The 18,491-nt window shown below is 38.0% G+C and carries 13 protein-coding genes; 9 read left to right on the plus strand and 4 right to left on the minus strand.

The genetic code is table 11. The annotated features are described in order from the left end of the window. Positions 1–40 precede the first annotated feature (40 nt). Entirely contained in the window at positions 41–577 is a 537-nt protein-coding gene (locus tag CS921_RS06005) for a cyclic nucleotide-binding domain-containing protein (protein WP_099222155.1), read from the plus strand. Between the two features lie 32 nt (positions 578–609). After that, positions 610–2,085: a helix-turn-helix domain-containing protein gene (locus CS921_RS06010; RefSeq protein WP_099222156.1), complete on the plus strand. Its 1,476-nt coding sequence runs from the start codon at positions 610–612 to the stop codon at positions 2,083–2,085. A 243-nt stretch (positions 2,086–2,328) separates the two neighbouring features. Here CS921_RS06010 and gap read toward each other — a convergent pair whose 3' ends face one another. The 3 genes from gap to CS921_RS06025 all read right to left on the minus strand — a co-directional run bounded on the left by gap (position 2,329) and on the right by CS921_RS06025 (position 4,653). Continuing rightward, positions 2,329–3,336: a type I glyceraldehyde-3-phosphate dehydrogenase gene (gene gap / locus CS921_RS06015; RefSeq protein WP_099222157.1), complete on the minus strand. Its 1,008-nt coding sequence runs from the start codon at positions 3,334–3,336 to the stop codon at positions 2,329–2,331. A gap of 110 nt (positions 3,337–3,446) precedes the next feature. Next, complete coding sequence (locus CS921_RS06020; protein WP_099222158.1) at positions 3,447–3,971, minus strand: GNAT family N-acetyltransferase; 525 nt, start codon at positions 3,969–3,971, stop codon at positions 3,447–3,449. Positions 3,972–4,059: 88 nt separating this feature from the next. Further along, positions 4,060–4,653: a TetR/AcrR family transcriptional regulator gene (locus CS921_RS06025; protein WP_099222159.1), complete on the minus strand. Its 594-nt coding sequence runs from the start codon at positions 4,651–4,653 to the stop codon at positions 4,060–4,062. 333 nt (positions 4,654–4,986) lie between these two features. Between CS921_RS06025 and CS921_RS06030 the strand changes: the two genes are divergently transcribed. Beyond that, a complete protein-coding gene (locus CS921_RS06030; protein ID WP_099222160.1) occupies positions 4,987–6,060 on the plus strand; it encodes an FAD:protein FMN transferase in 1,074 nt (357 codons plus the stop codon). Between the two features lie 88 nt (positions 6,061–6,148). Here CS921_RS06030 and CS921_RS06035 read toward each other — a convergent pair whose 3' ends face one another. Next, on the minus strand, positions 6,149–8,932 hold the full coding sequence (locus CS921_RS06035) for a YfhO family protein (RefSeq protein ID WP_099222161.1): 2,784 nt from the start codon (positions 8,930–8,932) through the stop codon (positions 6,149–6,151). A gap of 838 nt (positions 8,933–9,770) precedes the next feature. Between CS921_RS06035 and CS921_RS06040 the strand changes: the two genes are divergently transcribed. From CS921_RS06040 to brxC, 6 genes are all read left to right on the plus strand, one after another. Continuing rightward, positions 9,771–10,373 (plus strand): SMI1/KNR4 family protein, encoded by a 603-nt coding sequence (locus CS921_RS06040; protein WP_099222162.1) that lies wholly within the window; start codon positions 9,771–9,773, stop codon positions 10,371–10,373. An 18-nt stretch (positions 10,374–10,391) separates the two neighbouring features. Then, on the plus strand, positions 10,392–11,786 hold the full coding sequence (locus CS921_RS06045) for a DUF4026 domain-containing protein (RefSeq protein ID WP_099222163.1): 1,395 nt from the start codon (positions 10,392–10,394) through the stop codon (positions 11,784–11,786). Positions 11,787–12,044: 258 nt separating this feature from the next. Beyond that, entirely contained in the window at positions 12,045–13,055 is a 1,011-nt protein-coding gene (locus CS921_RS06050) for a DUF4236 domain-containing protein (RefSeq protein WP_099222164.1), read from the plus strand. A 275-nt stretch (positions 13,056–13,330) separates the two neighbouring features. After that, positions 13,331–13,897: a recombinase family protein gene (locus tag CS921_RS06055; RefSeq protein ID WP_420843740.1), complete on the plus strand. Its 567-nt coding sequence runs from the start codon at positions 13,331–13,333 to the stop codon at positions 13,895–13,897. A gap of 404 nt (positions 13,898–14,301) precedes the next feature. Then, on the plus strand, positions 14,302–14,883 hold the full coding sequence (locus CS921_RS06060; RefSeq protein WP_162921703.1) for a DUF1788 domain-containing protein: 582 nt from the start codon (positions 14,302–14,304) through the stop codon (positions 14,881–14,883). Positions 14,884–14,899: 16 nt separating this feature from the next. Further along, positions 14,900–18,487 carry a BREX system P-loop protein BrxC gene (gene brxC / locus CS921_RS06065; RefSeq protein WP_099222167.1) on the plus strand — a complete coding sequence of 1,196 codons (3,588 nt, stop codon included), beginning with the start codon at positions 14,900–14,902 and terminating at the stop codon, positions 18,485–18,487. The last annotated feature ends 4 nt before the right edge of the window (positions 18,488–18,491 follow it).

Genomic DNA, 18,491 nt, shown 5'->3' on the forward strand with positions numbered 1-18,491 from the left:
GTATAGGAAGACAACTAGGAGATGAAAGAAGGTCGTAGAAATGATACAGATGGAGATGGAACTGCTAAATTTCAAAAAAGAAGCACAACTAGACCAGCAAAATTATTTTATCTGCGAAGGAATTGTATCACTTGAATATCAAGGGCGAATCATTCGGATTTTACAGAAGGGAGATTTTATCCTTTCTACTTGGTCTAAAACTATTTTTGACCAACTGGTATTTCGGGCAAAAACAGAGTGTCTTCTGATGGAAGTTGGAGAAGATGAGATCTCGACAGAACAGCTGGAAGAAGAAAAAGAGAAACTGCTGCAAGGATTTATGGACAGAACGGATTTGATTATTGAAAAGGATGCAGAAAAAAGGTATCTGCTGTTTCTTTCTTACTTAGGAAGAGAAATTGGAACAACCATTAATCAAAAAGTCATCATTCCGAAAATATTTAAATATCAAGAGTTGGCACAAACCTTAGAATTAACAAGAGAATATTTATCTGCTATCGAAAAAAAGATGATTGAAAGTCATAAGCTGGAAAAAGAAAAAGGTGTGATCATGATTCAAGCAATCAATCAGCTTTGATCTGACGACAGACGACGATAGGAGAGGTTCGCATGCAACTTAATGATTATGTTGAAAAAGATATCATCCGGAAAAAAGATATTTGCGAACTCCTTTATAATGGTCGAATCAGGAAAAGAAAATGGATTGCAAACAAACTTGAAGTAAGCGAAGGAACGATTCTTCAAGATATTAAAAAAATGAATAATCTTTTTCAGCCTATCAATGTCAATATTCACGCAACGGCAAAAGGATATCATCTAGATAACCCTTCTTTTGTGAGTAAAAAAGGATTGACTGCGGTTCTGTTAGAAAAGTCACTTTTCCTAAAAGCTTTGACATTTTTCTGTCAGAATCAAGAGAAAACGTTGGCGGATTTTGCTAATCAATATTTTATTTCTTTGAGTCAGGCCTATAAATTGCGTGGACGCGTACAAGCCTACCTTAGAGAGATTGGACTGGAATTGAATATAGATAGGATTACGGGACTGGAGTATCGACTCCGCTTTTTTAAAGCCTATATCCAGATCATGACGGGTGTCCAACTGATTAAAATTCCAAAAAGAGTAGAGGAACAAATACAGCGTTTTATTCATGAGACAAGTGTGCAGATTCAATTAGATTTTGCTCCTCAAACAATCGAATATCTGGTTCTTTTAATTTATTTGGGCCTATTCTCAGAGCAAGAAGAATCGGGGATACCGCAAAGAGAACTCGAATACTCACCGAAGCGCTTAAGCTATGCTGTCTCTGCTAATTTAGATTTACTGAGCAGCTTGGCAAAGAAGGAGCGACTGAAAAAAGAGGAACCATATTTTACTTTAATTTTTTGCGTTCAAAATGAAAAACACCTAGATATCGACCAGACATATAGTTCGTTAGAATACCATGATCAACATGATTTTCGTGATAATCGTCAAGTACAAGATTTATTCGGCCAATTAGAAAGTCGTTTCCATAAAGAATTTCTGCTAGACGATCCCATTTTGTGGTGCGCCTTTAATAATTTCTTTAAAAAAACGATTTGTGATTTACAACCGCTTATTCCGCAAGAACGTGTTTTTTTACCAACAGCCAAACAAGAATACTATTATGAAATCAGACAGATGCTATTTGCTTGGAAAAAAAAGTGGGCGTTTCCCTATCAATTTGATGACATGCATATTCAGCAGCTGGCCCTTCATACATTTGAGAGCTTGCACGAGCGCTCATGTTATTATGTCAACTTGGTAACGGAATCCAGTATCGATTTCTTTAGTTATCAAATTCTATTTGATAAAGAATTTCGCGGGAAAATTCGCATTCACTGCCAGGTGTTTTCAAATGTTCAACAAGCTTTGCAGGATGCGAAACAGTCCGGTAATAGCGTTCTCTGTGATGAAAAAATATATTTACCCACCTATAAAAAGCTGTTTCCACAAGTATCACCAGTTTCGCTGGCTTTTACATCGAGGGAATGGCTGACAATAGAGGCAAGAATCAGCAAAAAGCAAGTGAGCCGAACACCTGCAACTAAAAAAACGGAATGAATGTTGAGTGATTTGTTTAATGACTGCAGACCAAGTATGAAAATAAGGGTCTGCAGTTTTTTTGTGTATAAAAACAAACGAAAGCTGGTTAAACATAGAACGGGTAGATTTGGCTTAGAGGGAGAAGGTAGATGAACCTGAGAAAACTAATCGCCCAGTTTGGGGGGGACTACATGTGAAACCGAAAAAAGGTCTTGCACAGCGCGATATCGTTGTGCAAGACCTTTTCGACTTACTATAAGTTTATAATTGTGCATATTTTTCAAGTGTACGAATCATTTGGCAGGTAAAGCCGAACTCATTGTCATACCATGCGACAGCTTTGACCAATTGCAAGTCGCCAACAGTCGAGACTTCTGTTTGGGTAGCATCAAATAGCGAGCCAAAATTCGTGCCAATAATGTCTGAGGAAACAATCTCTTTTTCCGTGTAGCCGAATGAATCATTTCCTTCAGTGACTTTCTTGATGGCTGCATTCACCTGGTCAGCTGTGACTTTTTCATCCAGCACAGCTACAAGCTCCGTGACAGAACCATCTTTAACGGGCACACGCTGTGCATGTCCTTGCAATTTGCCATTTAGCTCAGGAATGACAAGTCCGATGGCTTTGGCAGCTCCGGTCGAATGGGGGATAATATTTTCAGCAGCAGCCCGGGCGGCCCGGAGGTTTCCGCCTTTCGCTGGCCCATCAAGCAGCATTTGCGTACCGGTATAAGCATGGATAGTTGTCATGGTGCCAATTTTAATCCCAAAAGCGTCATTCAAGGCTTTGGCAACAGGTGCCAAGCAGTTGGTTGTACAGGACGCAACAGAAATAATTCGGTCGTCTGCATTCAGAATATCATCATTGACATTGTAAACAATCGTTTTAAGATCGCCTGCTGGAGCTGAAATCAATACTTTTTTTGCTCCGGCATCAAGGTGAGCCTGTGATTTTTCCTTAGAGGTATAAAAACCAGTGGATTCGATGACAACATCAATTTTTTCTTTGTCCCAAGGAATATTTTTAGCATCGCGTTCTGCATAAATATGGATTTCTTGACCATCCACCGTTATGCTATTTTCCCCAGCTGAAATTTCTCCCGGGTATTGACCAAAAGTACTATCAAACTCAAGTAAATGAGCGAGCATAACAGGACTGGTCAAATCGTTAATGGCCACGACTTCAATATCTCCAGACACTTCTTTGATTCGGCGGAAAGCTAAGCGGCCAATCCGACCAAATCCATTAATCCCTACACGTACTGTCATAAAAAAACCTCCAAAATTAATCAAATTTTGTTATGTTTTTCTATCACTGTTTCAGTGAATCGATCGCCACTTAGTATCTACCCGATTGGAACTCCCTTAAACAAAGCGACTTATACAAGATCAGCCGGATTAATGATGGCCAGACTGACATGATCCTGCCAGCTGCCGTTGATTTTCACGTTTTGTCGTGCCAGTCCTTCACGGTGATACCCAGATTTTTCGAGTACGCGCAGACTGCCTGTATTATGCGGCATGACTCCAGCTTCGAGCCGGTGAAAATCTAATTCTTGAAAAGCAAGTTCCGTTACAATCTTGACCGCCTCTGTCATATAACCCTTGCCATTCTCCTCTTCATCAAGAAAATATCCAATCCAGGCGCTTTGTAAATGGCCACGAGCAACACCAGTCAAAGCGATTTCGCCAATCAGATCTCCCTGATTGAGCAGGACAAAATAGTAGCCTTGATCCTGCTTCATGGCTTCCAATTGTCGCTGAATTCTTAAATGCTGCTCCTCTAATGTGTAAAAATTTTCATTTCTGATTCCGGTGAATTTTTGGAAAAAAGCACGATTTCGTTTTTCAAGCGCCAGTTGAGCCGGTGCATCCTCTAATCGAACTCGCCGAACTTCTAACATAGACAATATGCATCACCCCTTTATTCTTTTTAAAGTATAGCAAATAAGAGGAGGATAAGACATGTAGAAGGATCAAAAAAGAAGCGTTTTAAGATTGGTATAGACCATGTAAGACGAAATCAATTTGTGTACTGAGACGTTCATCTAGGGAAAAGTGATCAAAAGGGCTTTGTTTACTGAAAAGAGGGGTAACAGCAGAAAGGCAAAAACGAGCGGCTTGTTCGGAAGTGACGGTAGGGCGTAGTAGTTCATTTTTTTCGAGGGTAGCAAAAACTTGCATAAAGGGTTCTAAATAAGCTTGGCGCCAAAGTTGATACATGAGAAATTGATTCTCCGGCTTCATTTCATTGAGAATATCATTAATCATCAGGATGATATTAGTTGGGTGTTTTTCGAGAAGAACGAGGATCATGGTTTTCAGTTTTTCTTCGATGGCAAGCGGCTTTTGGGCGATGGAAGTAAGATCAATTTGGATTTTGGAGGTGAGTTCAGTAATAACGGCGGCATAAAGCGTTTCTTTATCTTTAAAATGATGGTATAAAGCAGGCTGAGTGATGGGAATCTGTTTGGCAATTTCCCGTGTGGTAACGGCACGGTAACCTTTTTCCATAAAAAGATCGCGAGCAGTTTCTAAGATTCTTGCTCGTGTAAAAAGCATTTCATCAGTTCGAGATAGTTTCATTATTTTCCTCTTCCTTTCTTTCAGCTTTATTTTATCATAATCGCTTGAAAATTAATTGCTTTTTATGAAAAATTCGTGCAAAATTTATGAAAAATTTTCAAAATCTCGTCATAATATTGAGATTAAATTATATTTTTCTAAATAACTATGATTATTATATATGATACTAGCAGATTAAAAAATGGTTTACATAAACAAATGGAATATTTTCAAAATATTTTTCGAGATGATGATATTATCTTGCGTTTTTTTGTAAATGGAAGAATAAAAAGTTATTGACTTCACATAAATAAAAAGATACATTAGTAGCGAAGTAAATAATAGAGGTGCTTTATGAAGAAAAAATGGATAATGATTGTAATGACTTGTTTGACGCTGCTGATTCTTGCGAGCTGTTCAAATGATGAAGCAAAGTCGGCTAAAAAAGCGAACAAGGATCTATTAGAGAATCCCTATTCCAAAACTGAATTTATGATGGGGACAGTTGTAACGCTTAAAATTTATGATAAAGGGAAAGAAGATGCGCTTGATCAAGGGTTTGCTCGTGCTAAGGAATTAGCAGATAAGATTGATGTGAACGATGAAGCCACCCGCTCGACAGAAGTGGATAAAATTAATGCAGCAGCTGGCAAGGAAGCCGTCCAAGTCGACCCGGACATTTATTATTTGATTAAGGAAGGCATTCACTATAGTGCGGCAACAGGCGGGTCGAAAGATGTGACAATCGGCCCAATCACCTCACTCTGGCATATTGGTTTTCCAGATGCCCGCAAGCCGTCCCAAGCTGAAATTGATGCTCGCCTGCCACTCATTGGCTATCAGAATGTCCAACTGAACGACGCGGATCACTCCGTTTATTTGGAAAAAGAAGGTATGCAGCTGGATTTGGGCGGAATTGCCAAAGGATTTATTGCAGATGAAATTGAAAAAGTCTTTAAGAAAAATGGCGTGACGACAGCCATCATTGATCTTGGCGGCAATATTGTGGTGGAAGGCGAGAGTCCAAAAGGCGGCGACTGGACGGTAGGCATTCAAGACCCATTTTCACCGCGCGGCTCGATTATTGGGAAACTTCCCGAGAAGAATAAATCGATTGTGACTTCCGGCATTTATGAGCGTTATCTAGATGTGGACGGCAAGAAATATCATCATCTATTCGATCCAAAAACAGGCTATCCGTTTGATAATAATATCGCGGGAGTGACGATCATCAGCGACAAGTCGATCACAGGAGACGGCCTATCGTCAGGTGCCTTTTCCAAAGGGATTCAAGAAGGACTGAAATTTATCGAAAAGCAAAAAGGTGTGGAGGCCATTTTCGTCAGCAAGGATAAAAAGGTGTATCTAACATCTGGCCTAAAGGATAAATTTGAATTGACGGATAAAGATTTTACGTTGGCCAATTAAATTTTGCTGAAAAAGAAAAATGGATTAAAATAGCAAATGGAAACCTAGTGATGACCCAAAAGGTTATAACTAGATTTCCATTTTTTATTTATATACGTTTTCGCATTCTTCGAGAAACAACTGTGAGTGTAATCAGTGAAATCAGCCCTACAAGTGTAAAGATGGCACCTACTTTGAGACCAGGTGTTTCATATTTCAATTCAATCTGGTGTTTGCCGCTGTCAAGCTGTAAGCCCATAAACATGGTATTGACAGTTTCAAGTGGTTGCTCTTTTCCATCAACATAGGCAGTCCACCCTTTGCTATAAGGGATGGAAAAGGCCATCATTTTATCTTCCGAAAGATCGACTGTTCCACGAATGTAATTAGCATTATTCACTTCTACGTTCAATGCTTCAGAGCCAAGCGCTTCAACCTGTTCTGGATAGTCATCCATTGGCTGGCTGATTATCTTTAAATCATCATAGGAAATTTCACCAGGCGTGCTAAAAGTAAGCTTAACCGACTTTTGTGGTTCTTCACTATAACCAATGTTTCCCAAAAAGTGATCAGGATTTATATAAAATTTACTATTACTGGAATAAATAGTCCGATTAGTCGAACGTTTGCCAGATGCATGAATTGTTTCAGTAGTAGTAGGTGGTGTATAGAAAGCGTTTATCTTACTGGTTAGTTTTTGATACTTACTTAAACTTGTAGTATCTGTTGGTGTTTCATGAAGGTTAGTTGCTTCTAGATTGCTCAAATAGACATACGTTTCACTGTTTGGAGCGCTTGTGAAGCTTAGATTTAAACTAGCGTTACTTTTCTCAATCACGATTTTATCTTTTTCCACCTTTACACCATCCGCTTTTTGGATGGTGTAAGGGACTTCTTTTAGGGAATTATCTATCTTTGTATGTGGTAAGTCCACATCAGATCCAGATTCAAGTATAGCCCCTTGCATCATGGCTTGTTGTTTTTCAAGAGGAGATAACTTTTCATAGGCATCTTGACTAATCACACTAGAATATGTGTATCCAAATGGTAATGCATATTGATTTTGGTAAATTCTATCCGTTACCACTTGATCGTTTGGTGCTGAGCGCTTGACAGTTTTTTGCTCAGTAAAGCCATATGGTATATTTGTAGGTTGAGCGATGTCTGTGCCTAAATACTTAACGCTAAATAGGGATTCTAAAAAGAGACGGTTATCCAGTCCAGAAATACGAATCTGGGTTTGCTGGTCAGCCAGATTCATGTCATTGACAAACTGCATGGTACCTGCATTAATCAGGCTAAAGTAAGTAGAGATGCCATTCGTACCTGTCAATAATGACGCATTAGGAGATGCTTTTGCACCATTTCTGCTTTGAACCGCTGCCCGGTAATTATTTGAATCAGATTCGTTATGAATACTGGTTAATGGAGTATCCTTAAGAGAAGGAATACTTTCGCCTAGCGCCAAATATCTTGAAGTTGAAGGTAAGATCTTATAGGACATCATGATAATAATTGAAAGCACAGAGGCCCAAATAATCAGTTTTTGTTTAAAATTTTTGTGTTCTGGCAAGACATTGGGAATAGCTGTCAGCAGAATAATAACCAAAAGGCCAAAAATATTTGCAAGTGTAATTAAAATAGCTGCATTGAAGAATGGATTCATTAAGAATATAATCGCACAGTAAGTGAAGGTAATAATAACCAGAGTGCGTATTTCTTTTGCTGTTAGCTGTGTGAAGAGCGGGAGAGCTTTCATTGCTAAAAATGCTACTAATAAAGTAAAAGCAAAAATCCAGCGGTTGCTGACATAACTAAATCCATTTAGAGCATAACCAAAAAATGGAACAAAAAGTATGACACATGAAAGAATAAAGAAAATCTTTAATAGGCGATCCTTTCCTTTTATAAAACAGATGATGGCTGAAAAGAATCCGATAACAGGTAAGGATAAATTACTCCAATAAATAGAAGCTGTTCCGCCAGAGTTAGGTGAAAAGATATTTTGGAAAACTTCAAAGTAATAAGTCAGTGGATAAGTGAATAAATTAGCACCTGCCCCCATCTCGTCGCGCCCGTTGCCTAGGAATGTTATCAAGACAGGTATAAAAATAATGCCAGCTATTAAAAATCCAATGACAAAGAAACCAATAAATTTACCTAAGATAGCTAGGAAATGCCGCCAATTTTTCTGTTTGAAAAAGAAAAAGTAACGAAGAAGTGCATAGATAAATGCAAAAATGACAATCATGTAGGCAAAATAGAAATTGCTAATCAATGAAATGGTGATCATACAAATAAAAAGATAGGGTCGTTCTTTTCGGAAAATCTTTTCGATTCCTAGTAAGATGAACGGAAAGTAGATCATGGCATTTAAGAAAAAGGGGTGTAAAGTCGCACAAACAATTGCAAATCCAGAGAAAGTATACACCACGGATCCTAATAAAATTGGTAATCGCTCATTTTTCATGTAGTAAGCAAACGAAATAAATGCAAATCCGCACAGATAAAGTCGAACAAATACAAGAAGATTATAAACAAATTCTGCGTGATTGGGATTAAAGAATGCATACAGTATATCAAGCGGATCTCCAAATGAATAATAATTAAGTGTTGTTAATATGTCTGCTCCAAAACCAATACTCATATCCCACATAGGAAGACTAAGCTGCCCTGTATCTAAAAAATTGGAAATAGCAGTTCTGACATAGTCACTCAAATAATAACCAGCAGTCACGTGTTGATAATAAGGATCGCTGACTGAAATAAAAGATTTTCCTAAAAGTATGTAAAGTCCTACAGTAAAAGTTGCCAGAATAATAAAGAGTAGTGAATAAATGAACCACAGTGTTAAAAAGTTTTTATTTTGGAAGAAATGTTTAATTTTTGTCATTGAAAGTTCCCTTCTTTTTTATGTAGAGTGATACAATTTTCATTTTAACAAACGCAGCAAAGAATCTCCAGTGGAAAAAGATTAAGAGATCATATTGATAGATGAATACTCAACAAGTAAGGGTACGAATTTCAGTTAGATAGTTTTCGTTTTTATTGATTAAACTTAAATGTAAGTTCCCTATTTCTTCTTGCACAGGCTGGAACTGGACATGAGAGCCACTAAAAGGGCATGATCAAAAATATCATGAGAGACAGCATAACTAATTACTGCTTGATATGAAGTGTCAACTGATCATTATTATAATAAACAATTGCAATTGGGTAGACTTATTTTGTTTAAAAGTACAGTTTCATCATTTGTTTGATATGGTTATAAACTGGTTGAGACAGGTATTTGGAAGGTGCTGGAATATTTGATAAAATCGCCTTTGTATGAAAAAGCTTTCGGACCTTAATGGAAAAAATGGCTGTATAACGGTAGTACTGACCATTTGTTGAAAATACTGACAAGAAACATTTGAATGGGTTTCGTAGATAGTGGTGTGGAAATCACAGCTACCTTTCAAATCTAGCCCTAGAGAATGAGGCGAAATAGGGAGATACATACCGTCATGCATGAACTTGGCAACATTCAGTAGGCTGATGCAAGTTCTTGCGCAACTGTTTGATTTTGAAATCATCTTATTCAAATGAAAACAAAAAAGTTTGACAGTGAAATGGGGGGCCTCAATAATTTAGACTATATTAGGGGGTAATCAAGCCTTATCTATGAACTGTGCTGCAGGAGGATGTTTATGATATGATATAAAAGAACTTTTCAGAGAGGAGTAACGAATATGCTAAGTTATGATTATCTGTCTGAACTAAAAAAACTACTTCCTGAGGCGGTTCTTTTGGAGCTCGCTAAGACGAAAGGTGCATCGATTGAAAAAAGAAATTTATTAAAAAGTATCTATCCACAAGTGCCTGTCCAATTTTTGGAACTCTTGAAACAAATCGGTGGAACCTATCATGAGGAGTACCATGGGCAAGTCGTTTCCATTCCAATTCTCGGCTCAGATCTTTATGAATATCCTTACTATTTAAAATCTGTTGACCAGATAATGGAAGAAAAGGAAGCACGTTACAATAATGAAACGATTCGCACGCGGTATGGAGACTGGCTTGAACAGCCGGATTTTCTAACGGTTGACCCGCGTATTGATATGGACGTGCCATTTTCCAACTGGCTGAATTTTGCTGATTGTATTAATAATGGTGGCACTTCTCAGCTGTATATTGATTTTTCACCAACGGAACAAGGAAATAGTGGACAAATTATTCGCTTTTTGCATGATCCTGACAGTTATTTGGTTATTGCGCCAAATTTTGAGCAGTATTTAAAATCCATTATGGAAGCAGAATTTGACTTTACGTATTTTTTTGATGAAGAATACTAACAAGAAAGGACAATCAATATGCAAACAAATAAACAAGCTTATTTAGCTATTCAAAATGGCACGGGGGAAAAATATCCTTCCACCTTCGCTTTAACCCTCGAACAACCTGTTACCTATCAAGAAATGGAGCAGCGGCTTACCAAATTAGCAGAGTTTGAACAACCGGAATTCATGCAATCAGAGACTGAAAGCGGCCTTTATTTTCGCTTCAACTATGCAGGTGAGGAATATCGCTATTATATTGAAAATGTAGCCATTCAGGAACCGCTCGATTTTCGGTATCTTTTCTTTATCGACCAAGTAGCGCCTAAAATTTTAGACAAGGCTCAGCAGGCAAAGCAGCAAATCTTTGTTGAGACGATTTTTGGTGATGATCCGCTACTAAGTTATCAATTGCAATTAAAAGTACTGTATCTACTTGCCCCTGATTTACTGATCGGGCAGGATTTGTCAGCCGGGAATAAAGTATTTTCAAGAGAATGGCTAAGCTTTCAAACGGAAACAAATGTGCTACCCAATGTTGAAAATCTCTATGTGATTCATACCGTCTATGATGAAAAAAGCAATCCACCAACAGGCTACTGGTTTCACACGCATGGCTTAAATCGTATCGGACTGCCAGAAGCAGAACTGGTCATTCCGAATGCACTGCCATCCTATTACGGGGTAACCGAGCTGATTGCGACGTATGTGAATAACTGCATAGAAAATAAGCGAACACCATTTTATGAACCCATTTTGGCGATCCAGACACCCACGCATTATGATTATTTAGTCGCCATTCCGTGGGAGGAAGGCTTAACCTATGTGGAAGATTTGCCACTATTAAGAGAACTGAATAGCTTGGAGGATTTGCCGGAAGAAGTAGAAGATTTCCATGGTGATGCCCGCTTCCTTGGCGACTATCCTGATCGTGACGAATATCACAATTTGCCATCAGTCATTCTTTTCAAAGCCCAAGAAGGCGGTGACAGATTACAAAAAGTATTGAGCTATCAAGAAGAAACCGATTTTATGGTCATGAAAACCAATAAAGAAACCGCTGAAATGTCAGAACGAGCGCAAAAGCGATTCCCTTATTTCCGTTCAGCCTTTGAAAAATTCGGCCCATCTTCTGAACCCAAAGGATTTTTCAAAAAACTGACGAAAAAGTCGCCGGCTGAATGGGGCTTTTTGATAAAATTTGGCATTCGTTTTGGTGAAGAAGAAGGCGAACTTGAACATATGTGGTTTGATCCGATCGAACTCACAGAAACACACGCCAAAGCCAAACTCATCAACGATCCGTTCTATGTAAAAGAGATGCAAGCGAACGGCGTTTACGAGATTCCACTAGATGCCATTACCGATTGGCACGTGTACCGAAATGGCGAGACCTATACTTCTGAAACGGTGTATCAGGTATTTAGGTGAATGAGCTTGATATATTGATAGGAGTGTAATTAAAAAAGAATCTGAAATCATGGGAGATTCATGCTTGGAAATGTTTCTATTGCTTGTTTTTAGATTCTTTTACATCCTTCAATCAAAAATTGATAGTTTATTTAAAATCATATATTCTAGAAAAGAAAAGTAACTAATTTTAGAAGTAAGTTTTGATCGTCTATCTGTTTTCTAATTATAGGAGATTGCATTTTTATAAGAAAACTACAAATATAAAGGAGGACAACGATGAGATTTAGAAAAAGCATAAATCTGGGTGGTGGATTCAGAGTTAATATAAGCAACAGTGGGGTAGGTTATAGTTGGGGTGTTAAAGGAGTCAGAATAACAAAAACTGCTCGTGGAACAACGCGAAAAACATTTACGATTCCTGGAACGGGAATTTCACATGTGGAAGAAACTAGAAGAAAACAGGGAAAAGAACAATTTCACAATGGTCAACATGAGTATCAATCTATGCAAAGTACTGAAATTGTAAATATAGAAGACTATCAATCAGTAGAATATAAAGAATTACTTGAGCAAATTAAGAAAGTTCGATTTATTAATCTACTCAGTACAGTGTTGATTTTTACATTTATATTTGCTATGACCCCTATATTTATTCTAACTAGTATATTAGGAGTTATTCTAAAGATTTTTGTGCATATAAAATTAGCTGTGGCGATGGAATATAAATTTGATGAAGAGGCCAATCAATCCTATGAGAATTTGCGCCAAATATGGTTAAACATGAATGAAAACGAAAAATTTTGGCAAATTATTTCAGAGGGAGAAATTAATAAAAAAACCAGTGGTGGAGCCTCTCGTGGAGTAAATCGTATTCCAGCGAAAGTAGTAACAAAGTTACCTTATTTTATTAAAGCAAATATCAAACCATTCGGCTTGCAATTACGAAAACAAAAATTATTTTTTATGCCAGATAAGTTATTAGTTGTGTGTGGATTAAATGTAGGTGCAATTAGTTATTCAGATATAACGATGCAACTCGGAACAAGTAATTTTATTGAAACAGATAAAGTACCAAAAGACGCGAAAGTAATCCAAACAACATGGTTGAAAGTTAATAAAAACGGGACACCGGATAAACGATTTAAGGAAAATCGTCAAGTGCCTGTATGTGAGTATGGTAAGGTACAAATTAAATCAGCAGATACTTTACAAATTGAATTAATGTGTTCTGACTCTGCTACCATTGAGAAAATGCAAATATTTGCTGAAAAAGTATTTGATAGATGACTGATAGCTTGTTCAGTTTAAAAAATAGATAACCCATTTAAAAATTTTGAGTGATGATTTTTTATAAAAACAAAATGAATAAACAGAATAAGAGCAAGGTTATTTGACTTCCTACAACTAACCTGTTAAATTACAAGTGCTTATCTGCTTCTTCAGCCAGAAAAAATTCTTCATAAGCAGGTGGGTTCCGTCTATTTTTAGAAAAACGTTTCTGCCATTATCGCCCCTTTTTTATAATAGAAAGGGTACAGCAAGGTTTTTGCGATCAGGGAGGAATGAAAATGGCTGAAAAAATTGGCTATGCGCGAGTTAGTACGCGTGACCAAAAGTTAGATTTGCAAATTGAAGCATTAAAACAGGCAGGATGTCAAAAAATCTATCAGGAGAAGCAGTCGGGACGGCTGATTAAACGTGAACAACTGGGGCTCTTGCTAAAAGATTTAAAGCATGGCGATACATTGGTCGTGTATAAACTTGACCGATTGGGACGAACAACCAGGCAACTATTGGAACTGATTGAGTTTCTGAGAAGTCAGGGCGTTCACTTTGTTTCCCTGCAAGATCATCTGGATACCTCGACAAGTATAGGCCGCTTTATTTTTACGGTAATGAGTGCATTTGCGGAGATGGAAGCGGAACTTATACGAGAGCGGACGCTTGCTGGATTAGAAAGTGCGCGAAAAAAAGGACATATTGGTGGTCGCCCGCCTGTACCAGCAGAAAAAATTACAGCTGCGCTAAACCTTTATGAACGATATGATCTGCCGATAAGAGAAATAGCTGCTCAATGTGAGATTGCTCCAAGCACATTATATAGATACATTAAGAAGAATAAAATTTAACAAATTTTTTTATGAAGCAATTTACCTTGCAGAGAAATTGTGATAAACTCTAGGTGGTTGCGTTTTATCAAAAATCTTGGTTTTAGAGAAAATAATTGATACACGTAAATATGCATAAATATTCTATTTGAATACAAAATCAAAAAAGTCTTTTCTGTCATTTTTTAATGATGGAGAGGGCTTTTTTTATTTTGTCTATTATTCACTTTCTCCCATTAAATGTTTGTTCTCTAAAACCAAGGTTAAATAGACGGATAAATGACAGAAAGGGGGCTAATCATTCAAGCGAATAAAGTAGCAGGTAGTAAAAGTGTAAGGAATCTTAGACTTTTAAATAAATTTCTGTCAGGCAATCATATTCATTTATTATGCAGTTTAGTAGAAACAGGTTGAAGGGAGGCATTATGAGCACAATAAGCAAACGGCTAGATAAATTTTTTGACATCATTACCTCCGCAGAATTTCAGGATGCTTCAGGATTAGGAAATGAGCTTAATTTTCATGTGTTTGATTATCCCGCAGCAGATGAACCTGAAGTAGCTGATTTTATGTTCAAACTTCCCAAACGCGTCCAAAAAAAGGATCCAAGCGTTCAGATACAACTGTTTGACCTCTATGAGATGATGATTCAATTTTTTGAACAAAAAAATTACATGGAAAAAAACTTTGAACTAGAGAAAAAATATGGCAGTGCCAACTTATACGAAAAAATACAACAAGTATTGCGAATCGCGACGGAAAACGATCAGCTTGTTCAGCAGATCATTCAAACACTTGAGCCAAACAGTGTAATCGTCATTACCGGTGTGGGGAAAATGGCACCGCTACTCCGTTCACATACACTTTTAAGCAGCTTGCAGCCATATCTCCATGATGAGCCGCTCGTGCTGGTATACCCAGGTCTATATGAAAACAACACACTAAAACTATTTGATTGTTTTGAGGATAATCACTACTACAGAGCGTTCCAGTTAGTCGAACGCTAAAGGAGCCAGAGACAGCATGAAAATTGAAGAGATGTTTCAAAAGCAAATAACCCGTGATATTCAAGGCGTGATCAAAGTTGGCCAAACACAAACAGAAACGATTCGACAGGAATTGGAAGAGTATGTGGTCACACAAGAATTAGAAGCACATTTAGAACGATTTTTTACCGCTTATGAAAAGTCCATATCTACGTCTACGGATAAAATGGGCGTATGGATTTCTGGATTTTTTGGTTCCGGTAAATCTCACTTTCTTAAAATACTCGCCTATTTATTGGACAGTCATTGTTTAGTGGAAAATAAACGACCAGTAGAATTTTTTAAGGAAAAAATTACCCATCCTAAATTGATGGAAAAAATGCAGCGTGCGAGTGAAATCTCCACTGATGTCGTGTTGTTCAATATTGATTCAAAGGCAGAAGCAGGTTTTAAACAGGATAAATTGATCAAAGTTTTCAATAAAGTTTTTAATGAGATGCGCGGCTTTTCAGGCAGTATCCCTTGGTTAGCAGAACTGGAAGAAATCCTAGTGAAAAACGGGGAATACCTTCCTTTCAAGCAAGCATTTGAGGAAATGACCGAATTAAAATGGGAAGAGGGCCGCGATGAGCTTTATTACAATATGGATGAGGTCATCGCCGCCCTTGTATCTGTTACAAATATGAGCGAAGCAAGCGCGCGGAACTGGATTGAAAACGGTGAGAAAAATTATACATTGTCCGTTGAAAGCTTTGCGGAAAAAGTACGACAATTTGTCAAAGCGCAAGAAGATCCTGCTTATAAGCTGGTATTTGCTGTAGATGAGATTGGTCAATTCATCGCAGATAACGTCCAATTAATGCTGAATTTACAAACGCTTGTTGAAGATCTGGGCAAATTGACAAATGGGCAAGTTTGGATTCTTGTGACAAGTCAGCAGGATATTGATGCAATGAAAGCCAATATTGCAGCCACTGATTTTTCAAAAATCCAAGGACGTTTCAATACGATTTTAAGCTTGAGCAGTGCGAATGCAGATGAAGTCATTAAAAAACGTTTGCTGGAAAAAACGCAGGCAGCAGAGCAGACACTGCTACTAACATATGATGAAAATGCCGCCGTATTAAAAAATAAAATTGATTTTGAGAATGCCGCAGAAATGCCTACTTATAAAAATGCCCATGAGTTTGCCGCGTTCTATCCCTTCATTCCCTATCAATTCCCATTGCTTCAAAAAGTATTTACAGCCATTCGCGATCATAGCTCCGCAGGCAAACATTTAGCAGACGGAGAACGAAGCCTACTTGAGTGTGTGCAAAAAGCAACCGTTGAAATTAAAGAAAATCAGGTTGGCCGTTTGGTCCCATTTGCTGCATTTTACAATAGTATCGAACAGGTGCTGGATCACTCTGTCAGGGGAGCCGTGAGTCGAGCGCGAACCAACGACCGGTTAGAGCCATTTGATGTGGAAGTGCTCAAAGTTCTTTTTCTAATTCGCTATGTCAAAGAAATGCCCGCAACATTAAAAAATATCACCACTCTCTTTATTAGCAACCTTGAGGAAGATGTTCTCAGACTCAGCAAAAAAATCAATCTAGCACTAGACAAACTACAACGAGAATTTTTGATCCAACGCCAAAATGATACATACCTGTTTTTAACAAATGAGGAGCAAGACATCAGCCGTGAAATTAATCGAATGGAAATTTCAAGCAGTGCCGTTATTCATGAGCTGGGCAAAGTTATTTTTGATGAAATTCTTGATGTGGCGAAATTTGTCTATACGCCTTTTGAAAATAACAAGCTGCAATATGAGCAAGAGATTTCCGCATGGATTGATGGGCGCAATATAGCAAGAGCTGATGCAGAAATTGGCATTAAAATTCTGACAGCCTATTCCGAATATCAGGAACCGGAAGAAATAATTGCTGAATCGATCAAACAGGACCAGATGATCATGGTATTGCCAGACGATTTTGATGATGAGCCGCAACGTGAAATGCTAAAAATTAATGCATTCATTAAATCCAAAGCATCCAAACGAACCACCGATATTGTAGAGGATATTTTACGCCGGAAAGCAAGTGAACAAAGTATTCTAGCCCAGAAAGTCATTCAACATTTAGAGGAAGCTTTGGCAGAAGCAGCAATTTATATCAACGGAAGACAAATTGATATTGCTGGTTCTGCGCAGAAACGAGCGTTATACGGTTTAAATAAATTAATGGCCAGCAAGTATACCAAATTAGCCTTTATTCAGAAGCATTTTCGCCAAGAAGAACTTGCACAATTAGTGGCTGACAATCAAATGGCCCTGCTGGATGATGAGAATGACCCCAATCATTTTGCGACAAAAGAGATTTTTCAACTGTTAGAAAATCATTTTAACCGCCATCTTCAATTAACGCTGGCAGAACTGCTACGGAAGTTTTGCGAGGCGCCATTTGGTTGGCAGGAAAATGACATTCTAGCCAGCCTGATTCGACTTCTCAAAAATGAAAAAATAATTTTTTCTATGAATAGTGTCCCGCTGAATTACCGAGATGACACCTTTTTGAAGAAAATCAATCATCGCAGTCAGCAAGACAGAATGATGGTCCAAATAAGGGAAGTGATTCCGGCTGCCTATATGCAAGCAACGAGAGAAGTGATGCAGGAAGTATTTAATATTTCTTCTATCGGTGACCGGGAGGATGAAATCAAATATCATGTGCACGAGCGTTTTTGGCGTGAAGAACAAGCATTGCAGGAACTTTTACAATTGTATCAGGGAAGCCTTTATCCAGATGAAGAAACGGTTCAAAATGGATGCGAGCTTTTCCATCAATTGGCAAACGAAGCAGATACGCATCATTTCTTCAAGCAAGTATTTGATAAAAAAGAAAGCCTGCTCACATATAGTGAAACAATCAGTGCAGTACGACACTTTTTTGAGAGTCCGCAGAAAGAGATTTTTGATGAGGCGTACAAGCAGTGGCAGGCGTATGAAGCGGATAAAAATTATTTGAATGATGCCGAGCTGGAGCAAATGATGCAAACCGTCCGTCAAATTTTGCAAAAGCCTCAGCCCTATAGTGAAATCAAGGAATTACCTGTTTTAATTGAGACGTATAAGGAAAAATTGATCGAGATACTTGAAGCGGTGGCACGACCAATTTTAGCGAATATTGAAGCAGACTCACAAGTGATCTACGCGGAGCTTGCCGACTTGCCGGAATCTACGAGCATTAAAAATGGTTTTACATTTATGATGGATGACTTGAAAACAAAAGTGGAACGCGCCAGTCGAGTGAGCATTTTAAAAGCATGTGATGGCGAAAGTGAACAAATCAAGCTGAATCATATGGAAAAAATCCATCAATTGCGAGAAAAACAAGCAGCTGCACAAGAAAAACAGGCAAATATTTCGGCAGTGCGACAAAAGCAACAGACAACTGGAAAAGTAACGGTTGCCGAACCCCCTAAAAGAATTCATAAACGGGAAAGTATTTTACCGCAGCGCAAGTTGATTCCGCGTGAAAGCAGCACGATTGAGACAGAAGAAGATATTGATCTTTATGTAAGTCGAATCAAAACCTACCTGCTAAACGAACTGGAGAAAGTAGACATTTTAAAATTGATTTAGGAGG

It is taken from the genome of Listeria costaricensis (assembly GCF_900183385.1).
GTDB classification, from domain to species: Bacteria; Bacillota; Bacilli; order Lactobacillales; family Listeriaceae; genus Listeria; species Listeria costaricensis.